Annotated in this window: 15 protein-coding genes; 9 read left to right on the top strand and 6 right to left on the bottom strand. The window is 63.8% G+C overall.

Annotated features, from left to right (window positions below):
- Both RHP72_RS07710 and RHP72_RS07705 read right to left on the bottom strand, forming a co-directional pair.
- Entirely contained in the window at positions 1-753 is a 753-nt protein-coding gene (locus RHP72_RS07710) for an isocitrate lyase/phosphoenolpyruvate mutase family protein (protein WP_007730096.1), read from the bottom strand.
- A 46-nt stretch (positions 754-799) separates the two neighbouring features.
- Positions 800-2068 (bottom strand): cytochrome P450, encoded by a 1269-nt coding sequence (locus RHP72_RS07705; protein WP_003945041.1) that lies wholly within the window; start codon positions 2066-2068, stop codon positions 800-802.
- Positions 2069-2196: 128 nt separating this feature from the next.
- Here RHP72_RS07705 and RHP72_RS07700 point away from each other — a divergent pair, with 128 nt between their 5' ends.
- The 3 genes from RHP72_RS07700 to RHP72_RS07690 all read left to right on the top strand — a co-directional run bounded on the left by RHP72_RS07700 (position 2197) and on the right by RHP72_RS07690 (position 5716).
- Positions 2197-2832 (top strand): TetR/AcrR family transcriptional regulator, encoded by a 636-nt coding sequence (locus RHP72_RS07700; protein ID WP_042926208.1) that lies wholly within the window; start codon positions 2197-2199, stop codon positions 2830-2832.
- 9 nt (positions 2833-2841) lie between these two features.
- Positions 2842-4269: a hypothetical protein gene (locus RHP72_RS07695; RefSeq protein ID WP_311094534.1), complete on the top strand. Its 1428-nt coding sequence runs from the start codon at positions 2842-2844 to the stop codon at positions 4267-4269.
- 67 nt (positions 4270-4336) lie between these two features.
- The gene (locus RHP72_RS07690; RefSeq protein WP_253741402.1) at positions 4337-5716 is read left to right on the top strand and encodes a hypothetical protein; all 1380 of its coding nucleotides are present in this window, start codon (positions 4337-4339) and stop codon (positions 5714-5716) included.
- Here the strand turns inward: RHP72_RS07690 and RHP72_RS07685 are convergent.
- Entirely contained in the window at positions 5673-6098 is a 426-nt protein-coding gene (locus RHP72_RS07685; protein WP_031331804.1) for an NUDIX domain-containing protein, read from the bottom strand. The genes RHP72_RS07690 and RHP72_RS07685 overlap by 44 nt on opposite strands.
- Before the next feature lie 190 nt (positions 6099-6288).
- On the opposite strand from RHP72_RS07685, the gene RHP72_RS07680 reads away from it, so the two are divergent.
- From RHP72_RS07680 to mnhG, 6 genes are read left to right on the top strand one after another with little or no spacing between them, the layout of a single operon-like run.
- The gene (locus RHP72_RS07680; RefSeq protein WP_007730104.1) at positions 6289-9126 is read left to right on the top strand and encodes a Na+/H+ antiporter subunit A; all 2838 of its coding nucleotides are present in this window, start codon (positions 6289-6291) and stop codon (positions 9124-9126) included.
- Positions 9123-9755, top strand: coding sequence for a Na(+)/H(+) antiporter subunit C (locus RHP72_RS07675; protein WP_003945054.1), 633 nt, complete (start codon positions 9123-9125; stop codon positions 9753-9755). The genes RHP72_RS07680 and RHP72_RS07675 overlap by 4 nt, the downstream gene beginning before the upstream one ends.
- Positions 9752-11452: a Na+/H+ antiporter subunit D gene (locus RHP72_RS07670; protein WP_003945059.1), complete on the top strand. Its 1701-nt coding sequence runs from the start codon at positions 9752-9754 to the stop codon at positions 11450-11452. The genes RHP72_RS07675 and RHP72_RS07670 overlap by 4 nt, the downstream gene beginning before the upstream one ends.
- Entirely contained in the window at positions 11449-12021 is a 573-nt protein-coding gene (locus RHP72_RS07665; protein WP_003945063.1) for a Na+/H+ antiporter subunit E, read from the top strand. Before RHP72_RS07670 ends, RHP72_RS07665 begins: the two co-directional genes overlap by 4 nt.
- Positions 12018-12287, top strand: coding sequence for a monovalent cation/H+ antiporter complex subunit F (locus RHP72_RS07660; RefSeq protein WP_003945061.1), 270 nt, complete (start codon positions 12018-12020; stop codon positions 12285-12287). The genes RHP72_RS07665 and RHP72_RS07660 overlap by 4 nt, the downstream gene beginning before the upstream one ends.
- Positions 12284-12628, top strand: coding sequence for a monovalent cation/H(+) antiporter subunit G (mnhG, locus tag RHP72_RS07655; protein ID WP_003945045.1), 345 nt, complete (start codon positions 12284-12286; stop codon positions 12626-12628). Before RHP72_RS07660 ends, mnhG begins: the two co-directional genes overlap by 4 nt.
- Here the strand turns inward: mnhG and RHP72_RS07650 are convergent.
- The 3 genes from RHP72_RS07650 to sodC form a co-directional block, all read right to left on the bottom strand.
- Positions 12594-13961, bottom strand: a complete 1368-nt coding sequence (locus tag RHP72_RS07650; protein WP_311094533.1) for a DUF5933 domain-containing protein — start codon at positions 13959-13961, stop codon at positions 12594-12596. The two genes, mnhG and RHP72_RS07650, sit on opposite strands and share 35 nt — an antisense overlap.
- Positions 13962-14068: 107 nt before the next feature.
- Positions 14069-15193, bottom strand: coding sequence for a glutamate--cysteine ligase (locus RHP72_RS07645; protein WP_003945034.1), 1125 nt, complete (start codon positions 15191-15193; stop codon positions 14069-14071).
- 90 nt (positions 15194-15283) lie between these two features.
- Complete coding sequence (gene sodC / locus RHP72_RS07640) at positions 15284-15985, bottom strand: superoxide dismutase[Cu-Zn] (RefSeq protein ID WP_007730117.1); 702 nt, start codon at positions 15983-15985, stop codon at positions 15284-15286.
- Positions 15986-16051 lie beyond the last annotated feature (66 nt).

The following is a 16051-nucleotide window of genomic DNA, read 5'->3' as shown; positions in this document are numbered from 1 at the left end:
TTACTTCCAGCGTCCCAAGATCTCGTTCGCACGGTTGGCCAATGCCATCTGGAAGAACGGACCGAAGCTCACACGTGCCACTCCGAGCGGACCGAAACTTGCCGGGTCGTCCTGGTCCGGGATTCCGATCGCATTGATCGGAAGTGGGAGCTCGGACGTCAGGCGGCGCTGGGTCGCGTCGTCATGGCGCCCGACGGGGTAGAGAACGTCGGCGCCGGCGTCGGCCGCCAGCTTGAGGCGTGCGATGGCGCGATCGACGCGATCGGACTCGTCACCGACCTGCTTCACGAACAGGTCGGTGCGCGCGTTGACGACAACGTGAACTCCGGCTGCGTCGGCGGCCTGACGAAGCCCACCCACGAAGTCGGCGTGCTCCTGCGCCTCGCGCAAGCGTCCGCCTTCACTGTGAACGGTGTCCTCGATGTTGAGTCCGACAGCGCCGGCATCGATCAACCCGTCGATGAGAACTGCCGGCTCGAGCCCGTAACCACCCTCGATGTCCACCGAGATCGGGGCGTCGACCGCACCGGTGATCTGCTTGATCCGGTGCAGAAGTTCGTCGAAGGTGATGCCCTCGTTGTCCGGCTTGCCGATGGAATCGGAAACCGGATGACTGCCTACCGTCAGGGCTGCAAAACCGGCAGCCACCGCAAGATTCGCCGACCACGCGTCCCATACCGTCGGGAGAATGACCGGATTACCTGGCTGGTGCAACGCCAATAGAGCAGTTGCCTTGTCGTTGATCGAAGTCATGCGGTGGCTCCTCGAGATCGTGGGGTGTACCTCTCACCTACCGACTCTAGTGAGCGACCGGGCAGCCTGTGCTCTTGTAATCGACCTGGAACTCCTTGATGCCGTTGATCCAACCCGAGCGCAGACGGCGCGGATCACCGATCTTGGTGATGTCCGGGACGTTGTCGGCGATCGCGTTGAACATCAAGTCGATCTCCATACGAGCGAGGTTGGCACCGATGCAGAAGTGCGCGCCCGTTCCGCCGAAGCCCAAGTGCGGATTGGGGTTACGAGTGATGTCGAACGTCATCGGGTTCTCGAAGACGTCCTCGTCGAAGTTCGCGGAGCTGTACAGCATCACCACGCGCTGCCCCTTCTTGATCGACACTCCTGCCAATTCCGTGTCCTCGAGCGCGGTGCGCTGGAAGGCGGTGACGGGTGTCGCCCAACGGACGATCTCGTCGGCCGTCGTCTTGGGACGTTCCTTCTTGTACAGCTCCCACTGCTCGGGGTTGTCCAGGAACGCGATCATTCCGTGCGTGATGGCGTTGCGAGTGGTCTCGTTCCCTGCGACCGCCAGGATGAGCACGAAGAACCCGAACTCCTCCGGGCTCAAGGAGTCGCCGTCGATGTCGGCCTGGACCAGAGTGGTGACGATGTCGTCTGCCGGGCAGGTACGACGTGCGTCTGCCATTTGGTACGCGTATCCGAGGACCTCGGTGGACGCGACTGCCGGATCACCCTGGTATTCCGGGTCGTCGTAGCCCATCATCTCGTTGGACCACTTGAACAGCTTGTCCCGATCGTCCTGCGGTACACCGATCAGATCCGCGATCGCTTGGAGCGGCAGCTCGCTGGCAACCTGCTTCACGAAGTCGCCCGGGCCTTCGCTCACAGCGGTGTCGACGATGCTCCGTGCACGACGATCCAATTCGTCGCGCATGCCGTTGATCGCGCGAGGCGTGAACAGCTTCGAAATCAGCTTGCGGAGCTTGGTGTGCTCCGGTGCATCCTTGTTGAGCAGAAGATGCCGGAGCATCTCGACGGCCTCACGTGGCATGTCGTCGGCGAAACGCGCGATCGCGGTGTTCTCCCAGCTCGAGAACACATCGCTGCGCTGGCTGACCTCTTTGACGTCAGCGTGACGCGAGACCACCCAGTAGCCCTCGTCCTGGAATCCACCGACCGTCGGCGGCTGCTCACACCACCACACGGGTGCGTTGCGACGCAGTTCGGCGAATTCCTCGAAAGGGATCCGCTCCCCGAGGACAGCAGGATCGGTGACGTCGAATCCGGCCGGCAGGTCAGGCGTGCGTGTTGTGTCCGAGATGGTCATGGCGTCCTCTGATCGGTCGAATGTGCGCTACACCACAGAGTAGCTTTCACTAACGGACTGTCAAGTGAAAGACGGAGAGTCTCGTGCAACTGACCCGTGAGAGCCCCCGCGGCACTAGGATCCTGGTAATGACAGATACCTCCGGCAGACTGACGCTGCGAGAGAAGCAGAAGCAGCGAACCCGCGCAGACCTCGTGGATGCCGCCGGCGCGCTCTTCACCGAACGCGGATACGCGGCTGTCACCGTCGAGGACATCGCCGGCCGGGTCGGTTGCAGCCGAGCCACCTTCTACCTGCACTTTCCCGGAAAGATCGACATCCTCAAGGCGCTCGGCTCGAACACCGTCGTATCCAGCACCCTCGCCATATTCCAGGATCTCGACCACGTACTCGATTCCGGTTCGCGCGAAGAATTCGCCGGCTGGATCAACCGCGCTCTCGACTGGTGCCGCGATCACCACCACATGATGCGGGCGTGGGACGAGGCCATGGTCCTCGAACCCGAGTTCCGCACACTGGCCCGCGAAGGCATCTCTGCACTGCCCAACGCGATGCCGTCGTACCTCGCCCGTTGGCCGCAGAGCCGACACGACGAGGCGAAACTCCGGGTCGAACTCCTGCTGACACAGGTCGAGCGCTTCTTCATTCGCTGGGCGGAACAGGGCGCGATCACCGCGGGTGCGGACGTCGCAGCAGACGTTCTCACCGACATCTGGTTTCCGGCACTCACGCCGCCCACGACCGATGTCGCGGCGCCGCGATAGGTTGGCCCGATGCCACTCGATCTTCGAGCGATCCTCACCACCGTCGCTGCGCTCCTGTCCGGGATACTCGCGGCGCTGGCCCTGACCAATCCCGTTCTTCGCGACTGGGCCATCGTGGCCTCTCCGTCGGAAGTAGATCGCTGGATCAGCAGTGGACCCACCGCTGTCGGGCTCGGCGCCGTGGTTGCCGTGCTTGCCTGCGCACTCTCACAGCGTCGCGGCTCCCGTCGGGCAGCCTGGATCGCGATCACCGTCGGGGTCGCCGTCATCGCGATCATTCGGGCAGTCGTGCCCGAGGTTGCGTCACTGGACCTGCTGATCGCCGTGATCATCGTCAAAAGTGTTGCAGCCGGTGCGATTCTGGGTTGTGTGGTTGCCGTCAGTTGGGATCGCACCGCCACGAAGAACGCCACCCTCCTCGGCGTGCTTGCCGCCTTCCTCGCGGTTCGCACGTTCGCCGGCGGGACGGGCCGAATGAGTACGTCTTCGGTAGGTGAGCCGTCGTGGTGGCTGATCGGCGCCACGGCCGCAGCAGCAATCGCCTGTGCAGTGACCGCGCAATCCGGCTTCCGGATCCGCAAGCCCGACGCGGGCGAAATCCGCATCGCGCTCGTGGTGATCGCCGCGCTGGCGATCGGGCATCGAGTGCTCGGCGCCGTGATCGATCGCCAGCAGTACGCGTCCGAGGCAACTGCCTGGATCGTCATGGTCTTGGCAGCGGGCGCTGCGCTCGCGTTGACATGGATCGCCGCCTACCGTCTCGGCGACACCTCCGGTGCTGGTGGCAAGTTCCTCTGGGCCGCAACCGCTCTGGCCGCTGCGTCGGCTCCGCTGTTCGTCGACATCGCGAAGGGTTCCGGCCACTGGGGAGACCTGAAGTCCCCCTGGGTACTGGCGCTTTTCGCAGCCCTGCCGGTCGCCGTCGGATTGCGACTGCACAAGCAGGTGCCAAACCTCGTTCCCATCGCCGTTCTCGTTGCGGTACCGCTGTCAGAACTACTGCCCTTCGACTCCGCGCACGGTGTCTGGTCAATCGCACTGAAGATCGCCTCGCTGGGTCTCGCCGCCGGATTGCTGTTCGGTGCCCTGGCTCCCGGCAGCCTGGTCGACGCCACACTCGGACTCGCCATTCCCTTTGCCGCAATGACCTTCTCGTCGATCGCCATTCTCACCGATCAGCTCACCGCGCCGCCAGAGTTGACAGCGGCAGACATTCAGCGATTGATGGAACTTCCCATCCCGGCGCACGTCAGCGCCAACGGAGGACTATTCGGACGCGGAATAGGCATCACCATCGACTACGTCACCCCTCAGACCGTCGGCGCTGCAATCCTCTTCGCCTTGATCATCGGCTTCTGCGGTGCAGCGATCCTCCGACGGTCCCATCCACCCTTCGACACCACGGAATCTCGGATCGAACCGGAGCCAGTCGACTGACACACCGTCACCGGACTGAGACCTGCTATTGCGGTGCAACTGGTACCGGATTGACTATTTTGGAGCAGTGCCCATCGCCCGCAGGACGCTGCTCGTCGCGCTGAGTGGTGTGACGGCATTCGTCGTCACCGTCGTCGCCTTGGCACCGTTCGTGAACAGCCAGTCGACGTCGATTTCGACGGGCGACAGGTTCTGGTCGATCTCGACGATCGGCGCCGGCGTTCTGGCTGTCGTCGCGGTCGGGACAGCCGCGATGATGGCCCGCTGCCGGTTGCGGACCGCGGCCATGACGGTCTTCGGTGGACTCCTACTCGAACTGCCCGGGCTCTACGATCACAACTTCGAGGCACTCTCACCCGTGGGTGCGGGAGTCGCTGTCGGCGCGGTCACGGTTGCTGCCGCTCCCCGGGTCCGAGCCGCTTCCGTCGCGGGAACGATTGTTGCCGTGCATGTCTCGGATTCACTCCTCGACGAAGACGCTATTCCTCGGCGGTACGCGGACTACATCGCCGACAACACCAACCAGTTTCAACCACCAGTGTTGGGGGCAACACTGCTCGCGCTCGCTTTGGCCGCCGCCTGCGTCGCCGCGTTCTGGTTCCACGACTTCGACAAGGACCACCCCAAGGAACGGATGGCCGTTCGACCGGTGACTATCGCGGCGGTGCTCACTCTCTTCGGGGTCGCTGCGAATTGGTGGTTCGAGATCACCACCGTCACGGCGGCGGTGCCTCTACTACTCGTCGCGCTGGTGATCACGGTGATCTGCGCGCGGGTGCTGGGCGACGGCAGTCGTATCCTGCTGATGTGTACCGCTGCCGTCGCAACTCTGGCGGCGGTCTCGGCGAACCGTCCCGCAACCGAAGCTATGGAATGGTCGAAAACCCCCGCCTCGACCGCCGTCGTGATCGGACTCGTCATCGTCGCCGCGGCAGCGATCGGCGCGATCGCTCCCTCGCGGGTCGTCGGCTACGGATTGCTCCTGACGGTCACGGTCGCCGGGATCGTCAGCTACGCCACGTCGCCGTCGCCGAAGATCGGTGACGTTCTCACGATCAGCGATCTTCTTGTCGCCTTGACCGCTGCGGTCGTCACGTACGCGATCGCCAGCGCGATGTACCGAGAGCCACCGCGGACCGGAGCGTCGCGAGCACTCGTCGGACTCGGTGTCATCTTCGGCCCGACGGCGCTGGCCCTGCTCGTCTATCCGCAGTTCGACTACGGATGGACGGCGTACACGCCGCTCGACGAGAACAAGCCCTTCAACGGCATCACGACGGTCGGCCCGTTCGAAATCTCGACCGACATTCTGATACTCGACGCCGTGGCGTTGATCATCGTGGCCGTCTGCGCCTACGTGAGTCTCCGATTGGGGCGGATCAATCGATCCGTTCCTCCGCCGATCAGTCGATCAGATCCATCGACGCCAGGCGATGGAACACTTTGAGCGATCCGGGCGCCACCTCGTCCATCGCTGCGTACTCGGCGAGCGTGAAGTAGCGGAACTCGGCGATCTCGCTGGTCGGGCGCGGGTCTCCGGCCATCTCCGCCAGATAGCAACTCATGTGCAGGCCCGTGTCCGCGGAATGTCCGAAAGCGTGAGCCTCGAAGACGTCGAGGAACGTGACCGTCCCGTCGACCAGATCGACGTCGAGTTCCTCCCGAATTTCGCGGTGCAACGCCTGCTCGGGCGTCTCACCCGGGTCGATCTTTCCGCCGGCCATGTAGAACGCGGTCTTGCCCACGGAGCGGGTCTGGATCAGCTTGCGGTCACGAATGTGTGCAAGGGCGGCGGTACGGATGATCGTGGTGGGTGTCGACGAATTCACGTCGTCCAACCTACGTGTATCAGCGAGTGCCGATGATGTCCGAATCGACTCGCTGCACATCGAAACTGCCACGCCCGGTAATATGTACGCAAAGACAACCTCTCCGACAAGGTGAATTGTCTCGTTAATCCGATAGGTTCGATTTTGTTCGGACACCCCGCCGCCCGCTGACAACACGACGGAGTGCCTTTTGCTCGCTATCTTGCTTGCCCATGCCGTTGCCGCCCTCTTGGCTCCGCTTGTGGTGCGCAGGTTAGGGCGAAACGGCTTCTTCCCCCTCGCGATAGTCCCCCTCGCCGGCCTCGGCTGGGTCATCGACAAATGGGGCACCGTCGAGACGCTGCACATCACCTGGGTTCCAGGGCTGTCGATGGACATCGACTTCAGGTTCGACGCGCTTTCGGCCATCATGGCCGTGCTCGTCCTGGGTGTCGGCACGCTCATCCTGGTCTACTGCGCCCGCTACTTCACCGACGACGAACCTCGACTCGGTATCTTCGCCGCCGAGATGGTCGCCTTCGCGGGTGCCATGTTCGGGCTAGTGACCAGCGACAACATGCTGCTTCTCTACGTGTTCTGGGAACTGACAACGGTCCTGTCGTTCCTGCTCGTGGGTCACTACGCCGAACGCGCCACCAGCCGCCGCGCCGCGACCCAGGCACTGCTGGTCACCACCGCGGGTGGTCTGGCGATGTTGGTCGGCATGATCATCCTCGGCCAGGTCGGCGGCAGCTACAACCTGTCCGAACTGGTCGCGAACCCGCCGACGGGGTGGCTCCCGTCCGTCGCGATCGTCCTGATCCTGATCGGTGCGCTCTCCAAATCGGCAATCGTGCCCCTGCACTTCTGGCTTCCCGGTGCAATGGCCGCGCCAACCCCTGTCAGCGGTTATCTTCACGCTGCTGCAATGGTCAAGGCCGGTATCTACCTCGTCGCGCGCCTGGCTCCCGGGTACGCCGATTCGCCGCCGTGGCGCATCACCATCATCAGTTTGGGTCTGCTGTCGATGATCCTCGCCGGTTGGCGAGCCATGCGCGCGTACGACCTCAAACTCGTCCTCGCCTTCGGAACCGTCAGCCAACTCGGCTTCATGATGGTCCTGGTCGGCATCGGCACGCGTGACGCCGCCCTGGCCGGTATGACGATGGTCGTGGCGCACGCGATGTTCAAGGCCGCACTCTTCATGGTCGTTGGCATCATCGATCACACGACCGGTACCCGTGACCTGCGCAAACTTGCTCACCTGGGTAAAGCGGCACCCGCTCTCGCGATCATCGCGAGCCTCGCTGCCGCCAGCATGGCCGGCCTGCCACCGCTACTCGGATTCGTCGGCAAGGAAGCCGCACTCGAATCGGTGCTCGAAACGAACGCGCTCGGCCACTGGTCGTCCATCGCCGTCGTCACGGTGATCGTGTTGGGCTCGATCCTCACCGTCGGCTACAGCGTCCGCTTCATCTGGGGCGCCTTCGGACGTAAGACCCTGAGCAAGCCCAGCCCAGCCGTGAGCAAGATGCACAAGCCGGGTTGGCTGTTCCTGTTCGCGCCAGGCCTACTCGCGGTTCTCGGTCTGGCCGCCGGCATTCTCTCGCCCCAACTCGAGAAGCTGCTGACGCCGTACTCGACCACACTGGCCCCCGGACCTCACGCCGACTACCACCTCGCGCTGTGGCACGGATTCAACACTCCGCTGCTGCTCACCTGCATCGTCATCGCCGGCGGCATCGCGCTCTACATCGCGCAGCGTCAGATCAGCCGCCTGCATTTCGAGCACCCGCCGCTCGGCAACGCCGACCGTATCTACGACGCGACCCTGCGCGGCATGGACACCATCTCGATGCGCCTGACCGGTGCCACTCAGCGTGGTTCGCTCCCCCGCACACAGTCGACGATTCTCGCGACGCTGGTCGTTGTGCCGCTGTTCCTGCTGATCATCGACACCGATGGCGGCGGAGTCGACCTTCGGATGTGGGATTCACCCATCCAGTTCACGATCGCGCTGATGATGATCTCGGCCGCCATCGCCGCGACGCTGATGCGCAACCGACTCGCCAGCGTCATCCTCGTCGGACTCACCGGCTACGGCTGCGGCGTGTTGTTCGCGCTGCACGGCGCACCCGACCTCGCGCTGACCCAGTTCCTCGTCGAGACACTGACACTGGTGATCTTCGTGCTCGTGCTCCGGAAGTTCCCCGCCGAAGTCGACGAGAGCAAGGCGATCGGCTTCAAGTGGCCGCGTGCCGCACTCGCTGTCGCCGTCGGTATCACCGTCACCACCATCGCGGCCTTCGCGACCAATGCCCGAAACACTCGTCCGATCTACGAGCTGCTTCCCGACGCGGCCTACGACCTGGGCAACGGCAAGAACGTCGTCAACGTCCTGCTCGTCGACATCCGCGCATGGGACACCCTCGGTGAGATCTCGGTGCTGCTGGTAGCTGCGACGGGCGTCGCCAGCCTCGTCTTCCGCAACCGCCGGTTCGGTATCGCACCGCGAGTCGCGGACGCCCCCTCCGTCATCGTCGACAAGGCAGCGGCCAACTCGGACACGACGTGGTTGCGCGGCGGAGACCTGATCGATCCTCGACACCGTTCGTTGGTTCTCGAGGTCACCACGAGGTTGATCTTCCCGACCATCATGGTGTTGTCGATCTACTTCTTCTTCTCCGGTCACAATGCCCCCGGCGGCGGTTTCGCCGGAGGCCTGACGGCAGGCCTGGCGCTGGTACTTCGTTACCTCGCCGGTGGCCGCTACGAACTCGGTGAAGCCGTACCCATCGACGCGGGCAAGATTCTCGGCCTCGGTTTGGCGCTGGCCGCGGGCACCGCCCTGGTGTCGCTGTTCCTCGGCGCCCCGGCGCTCTCGTCCGCCGTCTTCGAGTTCACACTCCCGCTCATCGGCCACGTCAAACTGGTCACCGCACTGTTCTTCGACCTGGGCGTCTACCTCATCGTGGTCGGCCTGGTCCTGGACGTACTCCGAAGTCTCGGCGCCCGCCTCGACGCAGAAATCGAGGTGAAAGCACCATGAGCGCAAACATCGGAATGCTGATCCTGATCGGCGTCCTCACGTCGGCCGGTGTCTACCTGCTGATCGAACGAAGCATCACTCGGATGCTGCTCGGTCTACTTCTATTCGGCAACGCCATCAACCTCTTGATCCTGACCGTCGGTGGATCGGACGGGAATCCGCCCATCGTCGGCCGAGATTCGGTCCACGAGGAAATAGCGGATCCGCTCGCCCAGGGCATGATCCTGACGGCGATCGTGATCACGATGGGTATCGCCGGCTTCGTTCTGGCACTGGCGTACCGGTCTTACAAGATCAACACCGCCGACGCCGTCGAGGACGATCCCGAGGACACCAAGGTTCTCAAGCGTCGCCTGCCTGCCGACGCTCCCGACCACGACCGCTCCGACGACCCGGTCACCGGTGCCCCGAGCATCGGCGGCGACGCATTCGACAAGGACGGCAACCCTATTCCCCTCGAACAACTGGTCAACCTCGAGGACATCGAATGCTACGACGACCTCCACGACGGCGACTTCGAGGACGAACCGGTACCCGACTGGGCCACCGACCTTGCTCGTAAGAAGGAATCCGAGAAGCGGCGCAAAGACGCTCGCCAGACCAAGATCGAGGGAGGTGGAGGCGCATGACCATCTCGGACAACCTGATGGGAGCCCTTGCGCCCCTGCCCGTCTTGATCCCGATGCTGGCCGCTGCTGCGACGCTGGTCGTCGGCCGACGTCCTCGTTTCCAGCGCGTGATCACACTGATCGCGCTCGTCGGCGTCGTCGCGGTGTCGGGCTTGCTGCTCTACCTCGCCGACCGCGACGGTACGACGGCCGTTCAGGTCGGCGGCTGGGACTCCCCCATCGGCATCACACTCGTGGTCGACCGTCTCTCGGCGATGATGCTCGTGGTCTCGTCGGTGGTGTTGCTCGCCGTCATGATCTACGCGATCGGTCAGGGTATTCGCGACGGCAGCGAGGCCCAGCCGGTCTCGATCTTCCTGCCGACCTATCTCGCATTGACCGCCGGTATCTCCAACGCGTTCCTCGCCGGTGACCTCTTCAACCTGTACGTCGGATTCGAGGTTCTGCTCGCTGCGAGTTTCGTGCTCCTGACGCTCGGTGCCAGCGCCGACCGCGTCCGGGCCGGTGTCTCGTACGTGATGGTCTCGATGGTGTCCTCGCTGATCTTCCTGGCGGGCATCGCCTTCGCCTACGCGGCGACCGGCACCCTCAACATGGCCGACATGGCCCTGCGCTTCGACAACATTCCGCCGGGCACACGAACCGCCATCTTCGCTGTCCTTCTCGTGGCGTTCGGCATCAAGGCCGCGGTCTTCCCGCTGTCTGCGTGGCTACCGGACTCGTATCCGACCGCGCCCGCACCGATCACCGCCGTCTTCGCCGGGTTGCTCACCAAGGTCGGTGTGTACGCGATCATCCGCGCGCATTCACTGCTGTTCCCACAAGGGGAACTCGACAACGTACTGATGGTGTGCGGCCTGCTCACGATGGTGGTCGGCATCATGGGTGCCATCGCGCAGAGCGACATCAAACGTCTGCTCTCGTTCACACTGGTCAGCCATATCGGTTACATGATCTTCGGTATCGCACTGTCCACGACGTCCGGGCTGTCCGGCGCGATCTACTACGTCGCCCACCACATCATCGTGCAGACGACGCTCTTCCTCGTCGTGGGTCTGATCGAACGACAAGCCGGGTCGTCGTCGCTGCGCCGTCTCGGCGGTCTGGCGGCGGCCAGCCCGATCCTCGCGATCGTCTTCCTGATCCCGGCGCTGAATCTCGGCGGTATCCCGCCGTTCTCGGGCTTCATCGGCAAGGTCGCGCTCCTTCAGGCCGGTGCGGCCGACGCCAGCGCGTTGGCTTGGATCCTCGTTGCCGGCGGCACGATCACCAGCTTGCTGACGCTCTACGCCGTCGCCCGCGTGTGGACCAAGGCTTTCTGGCGAGCCCGGGCCGACGCGCCCGAAGGTGACCTCGCCGACGTCAGCCCGTCAGCGTTGATCGACGAGTCCGAAGAGGACATCGCGTTCGTCGACCGCGAGGATGTCGGCAAGATTCCGCTCTTCATGCTGATTCCGACGGTCGGACTTGTCATCGTCGGTCTGGCACTGACGGTGTTCGCGGGCCGGATCATCGACATCAGCGACAGAGCGGCGAAGGATCTGCAGGACCGGTCCATCTACATCGACGCGGTTCTCGGCAACCACCGGCCCGTGCCGGTCGACGAAGCTCCCGTCGCTGCAGACGACCCCGCAGCCGTTCCGAATACCGAGGCCCCGAACACCGACGTCCCGAATACCGAGGAGGCTCCGCGATGAAACGCGAACAGGTACTCCGCGTCGGGATCCTGCTGTGGCTGATGGTCGTATGGATCCTGTTGTGGGGCAACATCAGTTTCGGCAACATCTTCGGCGGACTCGCCGTCGGCCTGATCATCATGGTCCTGCTTCCCCTCCCCCGCGTACCGGTCGAGGGTCGGGTACATCTGCTGTCGATTCTGCGTCTGTTGTGGATGATCGTGTACTACGCGATCCAGTCGAGTATCCAGGTCGCGTGGCTGGCGATCCGTCCGTCGCCGCCGCCGGTCACCGGAGTTCTGCGGTACCAACTCGGGATCAAGTCCGACCTGGTTCTCACGCTGTGCATCGACGTTCTCAACCTGATCCCCGGCACGATGGTTCTCGAGATCGACCAGAACCGACGCATCGTCTACGTCCACGTGCTCGACGTCGGCTCGCAGAAAGCCGTCAGCGCGTTCTACCGCTCGGTGGAGGACCTCGAGCGGTTGTTCATCGCGTCGTTCGAACGTGATTCGGACTGGCAACCCAGCCCATGGCACCAGCGCGACTACGAATTCGATGCACCCCGGCAGGAGGACCAACCATGAACGGGTTCATCACCACGATCTTGATCATTTCCGGAGTGATTCTGCTGATCGCCGCCGTACTGACCACGTTCCGATTGCTCGACGGTCCGAGCTCACTCGACCGCCTCGTCGCCCTGGACACGATCATCGCGGTCTCGATGTGTGGACTCGCGGTCTGGGCCGCGTACAGCAAAGACACGACCATCGTTCCCGCGATCGTCGCGCTGGCGCTGGTCGGCTTCATCGGTTCCGTGTCCGTCGCGCGCTTCCGGGTGAGTGACCAGTGATCGGCAACATCCTCGACACGATCGGGGCCATCTCCATCTTCCTCGGCGCGCTGCTCGCGCTGACCGCCGCGGTGGGAATCGTTCGCTTCCCCGACACTCTGCGTCGTATGCACGCGGCCACGAAACCTCAGGTGGTCGGACTGATCTTGGTCCTGATGGGCGCCGTGTTCCTGCTTCGTGGGAGCGTCGACATCTGGATGTTGGTCCTGGTGGGCATCTTCACGCTGCTGACGGCGCCCGTGATCGCGCACAGCGTCGGCCGAGTCGCCTACCGCGAACAGCGCGAAGAGGACGACCTCATGAAGATCAACGAGCTGGAAGACCCGGACTCTCTGCTGTAGCGGCATCCCACTCGCCGTCGCGCTCGCCCCACACCGCAAGAGCAGTGCCGGGGCGGGCGAAGAAGGTGGCGAAGTACGCCACCGACATGAGAACCAGGACAGCCATCAGCAGCGGCCCGAAGATCGCCGGGTACTCGGCCATCTGCACCGCAGCGAACCGGTACGAGAGCAACAATCCCGCCAGGAGTGCCGAGCCACCGATCAACAGACGCACTCGGAACCACCCCCAGCCGCGCTCCGGATCCCGTAGCGCCGCATCGAGGGTCAAGCACAGGACGGCACCGGCAATGAGGTCGACGCCGTAGTGGAATCCGAAGCCGAGCGTCGCGGTCAGGGTCGCAACGAGCCAGAACGATCCCAGGCTGCGAATCCACCACGGTCCGCTGCGCGAGTGGATGAACAGCGCGACTGCCCACGCGGTGTGCAGGCTCGGCATGCAGTTTCGCGGTGCGGCGTCGTCGAACGGCAGCGACGACGGTGATGCGAAGTCGAAGTTGGGCACGATGTTCGGCCAGTAGTCACCGATCTGGAATCCGAACCCACGCGGACCGAAGGCGAACACCGGGCCGACCACCGGGAACAGGACGTAGAAGATCGGGCCGATCAGCCCGATGAGCAGGAACGTGCGCAGCAGGTGATGCGACGGCCATCCCTTACGTACTTGATAGAGAGCAACCACGATCACCGCGACCGGCAGTTCGACGTAGATCCAGTCGAGGGTTGCTGCACCGACGGGGCCCATGGCGTCGACGATCTGGCCCATCACCCACGACGGATTCCCGAGAGCCTGGTCGGCGAGGAACACGTACTCGTCCCACACGTCGGTGCCGACGAGAATGGTGATCTCCAGCCACGTCTCGGCAACCTTGGCCGCGATGATGAGCAACGCGCCGAGAGCGACGCCGTGCAGAACGCTGAGTCGACGCTCACCGGACAACTTCCACACCGCGTACACCGCGATGGCCGTCAGCACCCAGGTGCCGCCGGTGCCCATCGTCAGCGGTCCACCCGAGAACCAGCGGATCGCGCCGACGACCACGTCGATCACGACGGCCGCGGAGATCGCGTAGATGCGTTCTTTGTTGTTCAGTCCGACGAGCGCGAGAGCGAGGCCCACCCAAGGCATGGTCGCGGAGCGGGGAACGAGGAAGTAGTCACCGAACAGGCTTTCCACCGGACCGAGATAGCCCTTGTACGACGCGAACGCCTGCACGCCCAGGACCAGCACGGTCAATGCTGCTGTGCCGATCAGAAGGAGTCGGTGAGAACTCGACCACGAACGGTCCGACTGTCCGGGTGCGCCCCCTCGTTGGGACCAACTGTCTATCAACACCGGACAATAGTAAACGGCGTGTGAACTGAATATGGACACCCACTGGACAAACGGTTGGTATGCCCGGATTTCCAGTCCGCGAAACAGTCCTTCGCACTGTGAACCTGCTAGGTGCCCAACTCTGCGACCAAGGCGTCGACGACCGCAACCAGATCGCCGCCCGTCGCTTCCGCGACACGACGTTGCCGCTGGTAGGACGCGCCGCGACGGGGAATGTCCGCCACCGACGCCAACTCGTCCGCGCAGCCGAGTGAGACCGCAATCGGCGCCAAGTCGTCGAGCAGGCGATCCAGATCGTCAGTGACGAGGCACTCGTTTGCGTCGGAGTCGAGGATGATCTCGGCGTCCAGTCCGTATCTCGCTGCGCGCCACTTGTTTTCCTTGACGTGCCACGGCTGCATGTTCGGCAGAGTCTCACCGGCACTCAGTCTGCGGTCCAGATCGACGATGAGGCAGTGGACCAGAGCAACGAGAGCACCCAGTTCAGCGCGTGTCGAGACGCCGTCGAACACCCGGACCTCGATGGTTCCCCACTTCGGCGCGGGACGGATGTCCCAGTGCATGCCACCGATCTTGGTGATCACACCGGTCTTCATCTGGTCGTCGATGAACGACTCGTATTCGGCCCAGTTCTCGAACTGGTACGGAAGGCCCGCGGTGGGGAGCTGCTGGAACATCAACGCGCGATTGGACGCATAGCCGGTGTCGACACCGGCCCACATCGGCGAGGATGCCGACAGCGCCAACAGGTGCGGATAGCGCTGCAGCAGTGCGTTGATGATGGGGAAAACGCGGTCCGCGGACGAGACACCCACGTGGACGTGCACGCCCCAGATCAGCATCTGCCGACCCCACCACTGCGTGCGTTCGATGAGTTCGTCGTAGTCGGGTGTCCGGGTGACCAGCTGCGTCGACCATTGCGCGAACGGGTGCGTGCCCGCGCTGATGAGGTCGACGCCGAGCGGATTCGCAGCGCGGCGAAGCAGATCCAGTGACCTGTCGAGATCACTCATCGCCTCGCCGACCGTCGAATGAATACCCGTGACGAGTTCGACGGTATTTCGCAGTAGTTCCTTGGTGATGTGCGGGGTTTCGGAGCCGGCAAGCTCTTCGACCGCCGAAAACACCTCGGCTGCTGTGTTGGAGAGATCTCTGGTCTTGCGATCGACCAGCGCGATCTCCCACTCCACGCCCAGCGTCGGGCGCGGCGAACCTGGAAATGGAACTACCACGCAGAGAATCCAATCACAGTGTCGGTAAAAACACCGTGCTGGCTACTGCGTGGTAGTCGCCGGAAGTGATGCAAAACTCAGGTGAGTTTGTCAGCTCTTGGTGATGACACCGCAAGCAACGCGTCCGCCGGCGTCACCGGTGTCGAGGGTCTGCTGATCCGGTGCCGGCGCGTAACGCGTCGGGATGTTGCCGAAGTTGTCCGCTCCGGCGTGGATCATGACGGATGTTCCACCGTTTGCGACCAGTTCGTCGACGGTGAATGCATCGGTCGTGGTGACCAGTGTGGCGGTGCCGTCTTCGAGGACCTGAACCGAAGTGAGGTCGCCGCTCGCCGGGTGGCCCGTGTGACCCTCGGCCTGGAAGTGTCCGCCTGCCGAGAGGAAGTTACCCGGCTCTCCGCCGCTGGGGGCAACGGAATTGGTCTCGCACTTGGCGACCTGGTGGACGTGGAATCCGTGGAAGCCGGGGGTGAGGCCCTTGGCGTCGAGGGTGACCTTGACGTCGCTACCTTCCTGCGCGAACGTGACCGTTCCGACCTTGGCGCCGTCGGTGCCGTTCAGCGTTGCGGTGACCGTTTCGGCAGAAGCGCCGGCGTGAGCCGTCTCGGAACCGTGGCCGCCCGCGCTTTCGTGCGCGCTGGGATCGGCTGCACCGGTCCACACCGGAGGAGTCGTGCCGGGGACGCTGCTGGGCTCTTCGCTGTTACTGCAAGCGGTCAAGCCGAAAGCGGCAATCGCGACTACAGGGGCAACGACGCGCCAGGACATACGCCGGGTGCTGCTGGGGGCCATCGAACCGCTCCTTTGAGGTGGCGAGAAAGTGCTTCTGATCATAACGGCGCGTGTAGTAGCTGGAAC

Origin of the sequence: Rhodococcus sp. SG20037, assembly GCF_031763325.1 — a bacterium.
Lineage (GTDB): Bacteria > Actinomycetota > Actinomycetes > Mycobacteriales > Mycobacteriaceae > Rhodococcus_F > Rhodococcus_F qingshengii.
This window is presented reverse-complemented; position numbering and strand designations above follow the sequence as displayed.

Bases quoted from the DNA above. Each gene is read 5' to 3' on its own strand.
- RHP72_RS07710 (WP_007730096.1), bottom strand. From the start codon at position 753: ATGACTTCGATCAACGACAAGGCAACTGCTCTATTGGCGTTGCACCAG.
- RHP72_RS07705 (WP_003945041.1), bottom strand. From the start codon at position 2,068: ATGACCATCTCGGACACAACACGCACGCCTGACCTGCCGGCCGGATTC.
- RHP72_RS07700 (WP_042926208.1), top strand. From the start codon at position 2,197: ATGACAGATACCTCCGGCAGACTGACGCTGCGAGAGAAGCAGAAGCAG.
- RHP72_RS07695 (WP_311094534.1), top strand. From the start codon at position 2,842: ATGCCACTCGATCTTCGAGCGATCCTCACCACCGTCGCTGCGCTCCTG.
- RHP72_RS07675 (WP_003945054.1), top strand. From the start codon at position 9,123: ATGAGCGCAAACATCGGAATGCTGATCCTGATCGGCGTCCTCACGTCG.
- RHP72_RS07670 (WP_003945059.1), top strand. From the start codon at position 9,752: ATGACCATCTCGGACAACCTGATGGGAGCCCTTGCGCCCCTGCCCGTC.
- RHP72_RS07665 (WP_003945063.1), top strand. From the start codon at position 11,449: ATGAAACGCGAACAGGTACTCCGCGTCGGGATCCTGCTGTGGCTGATG.
- RHP72_RS07660 (WP_003945061.1), top strand. From the start codon at position 12,018: ATGAACGGGTTCATCACCACGATCTTGATCATTTCCGGAGTGATTCTG.
- sodC (WP_007730117.1), bottom strand. From the start codon at position 15,985: ATGGCCCCCAGCAGCACCCGGCGTATGTCCTGGCGCGTCGTTGCCCCT.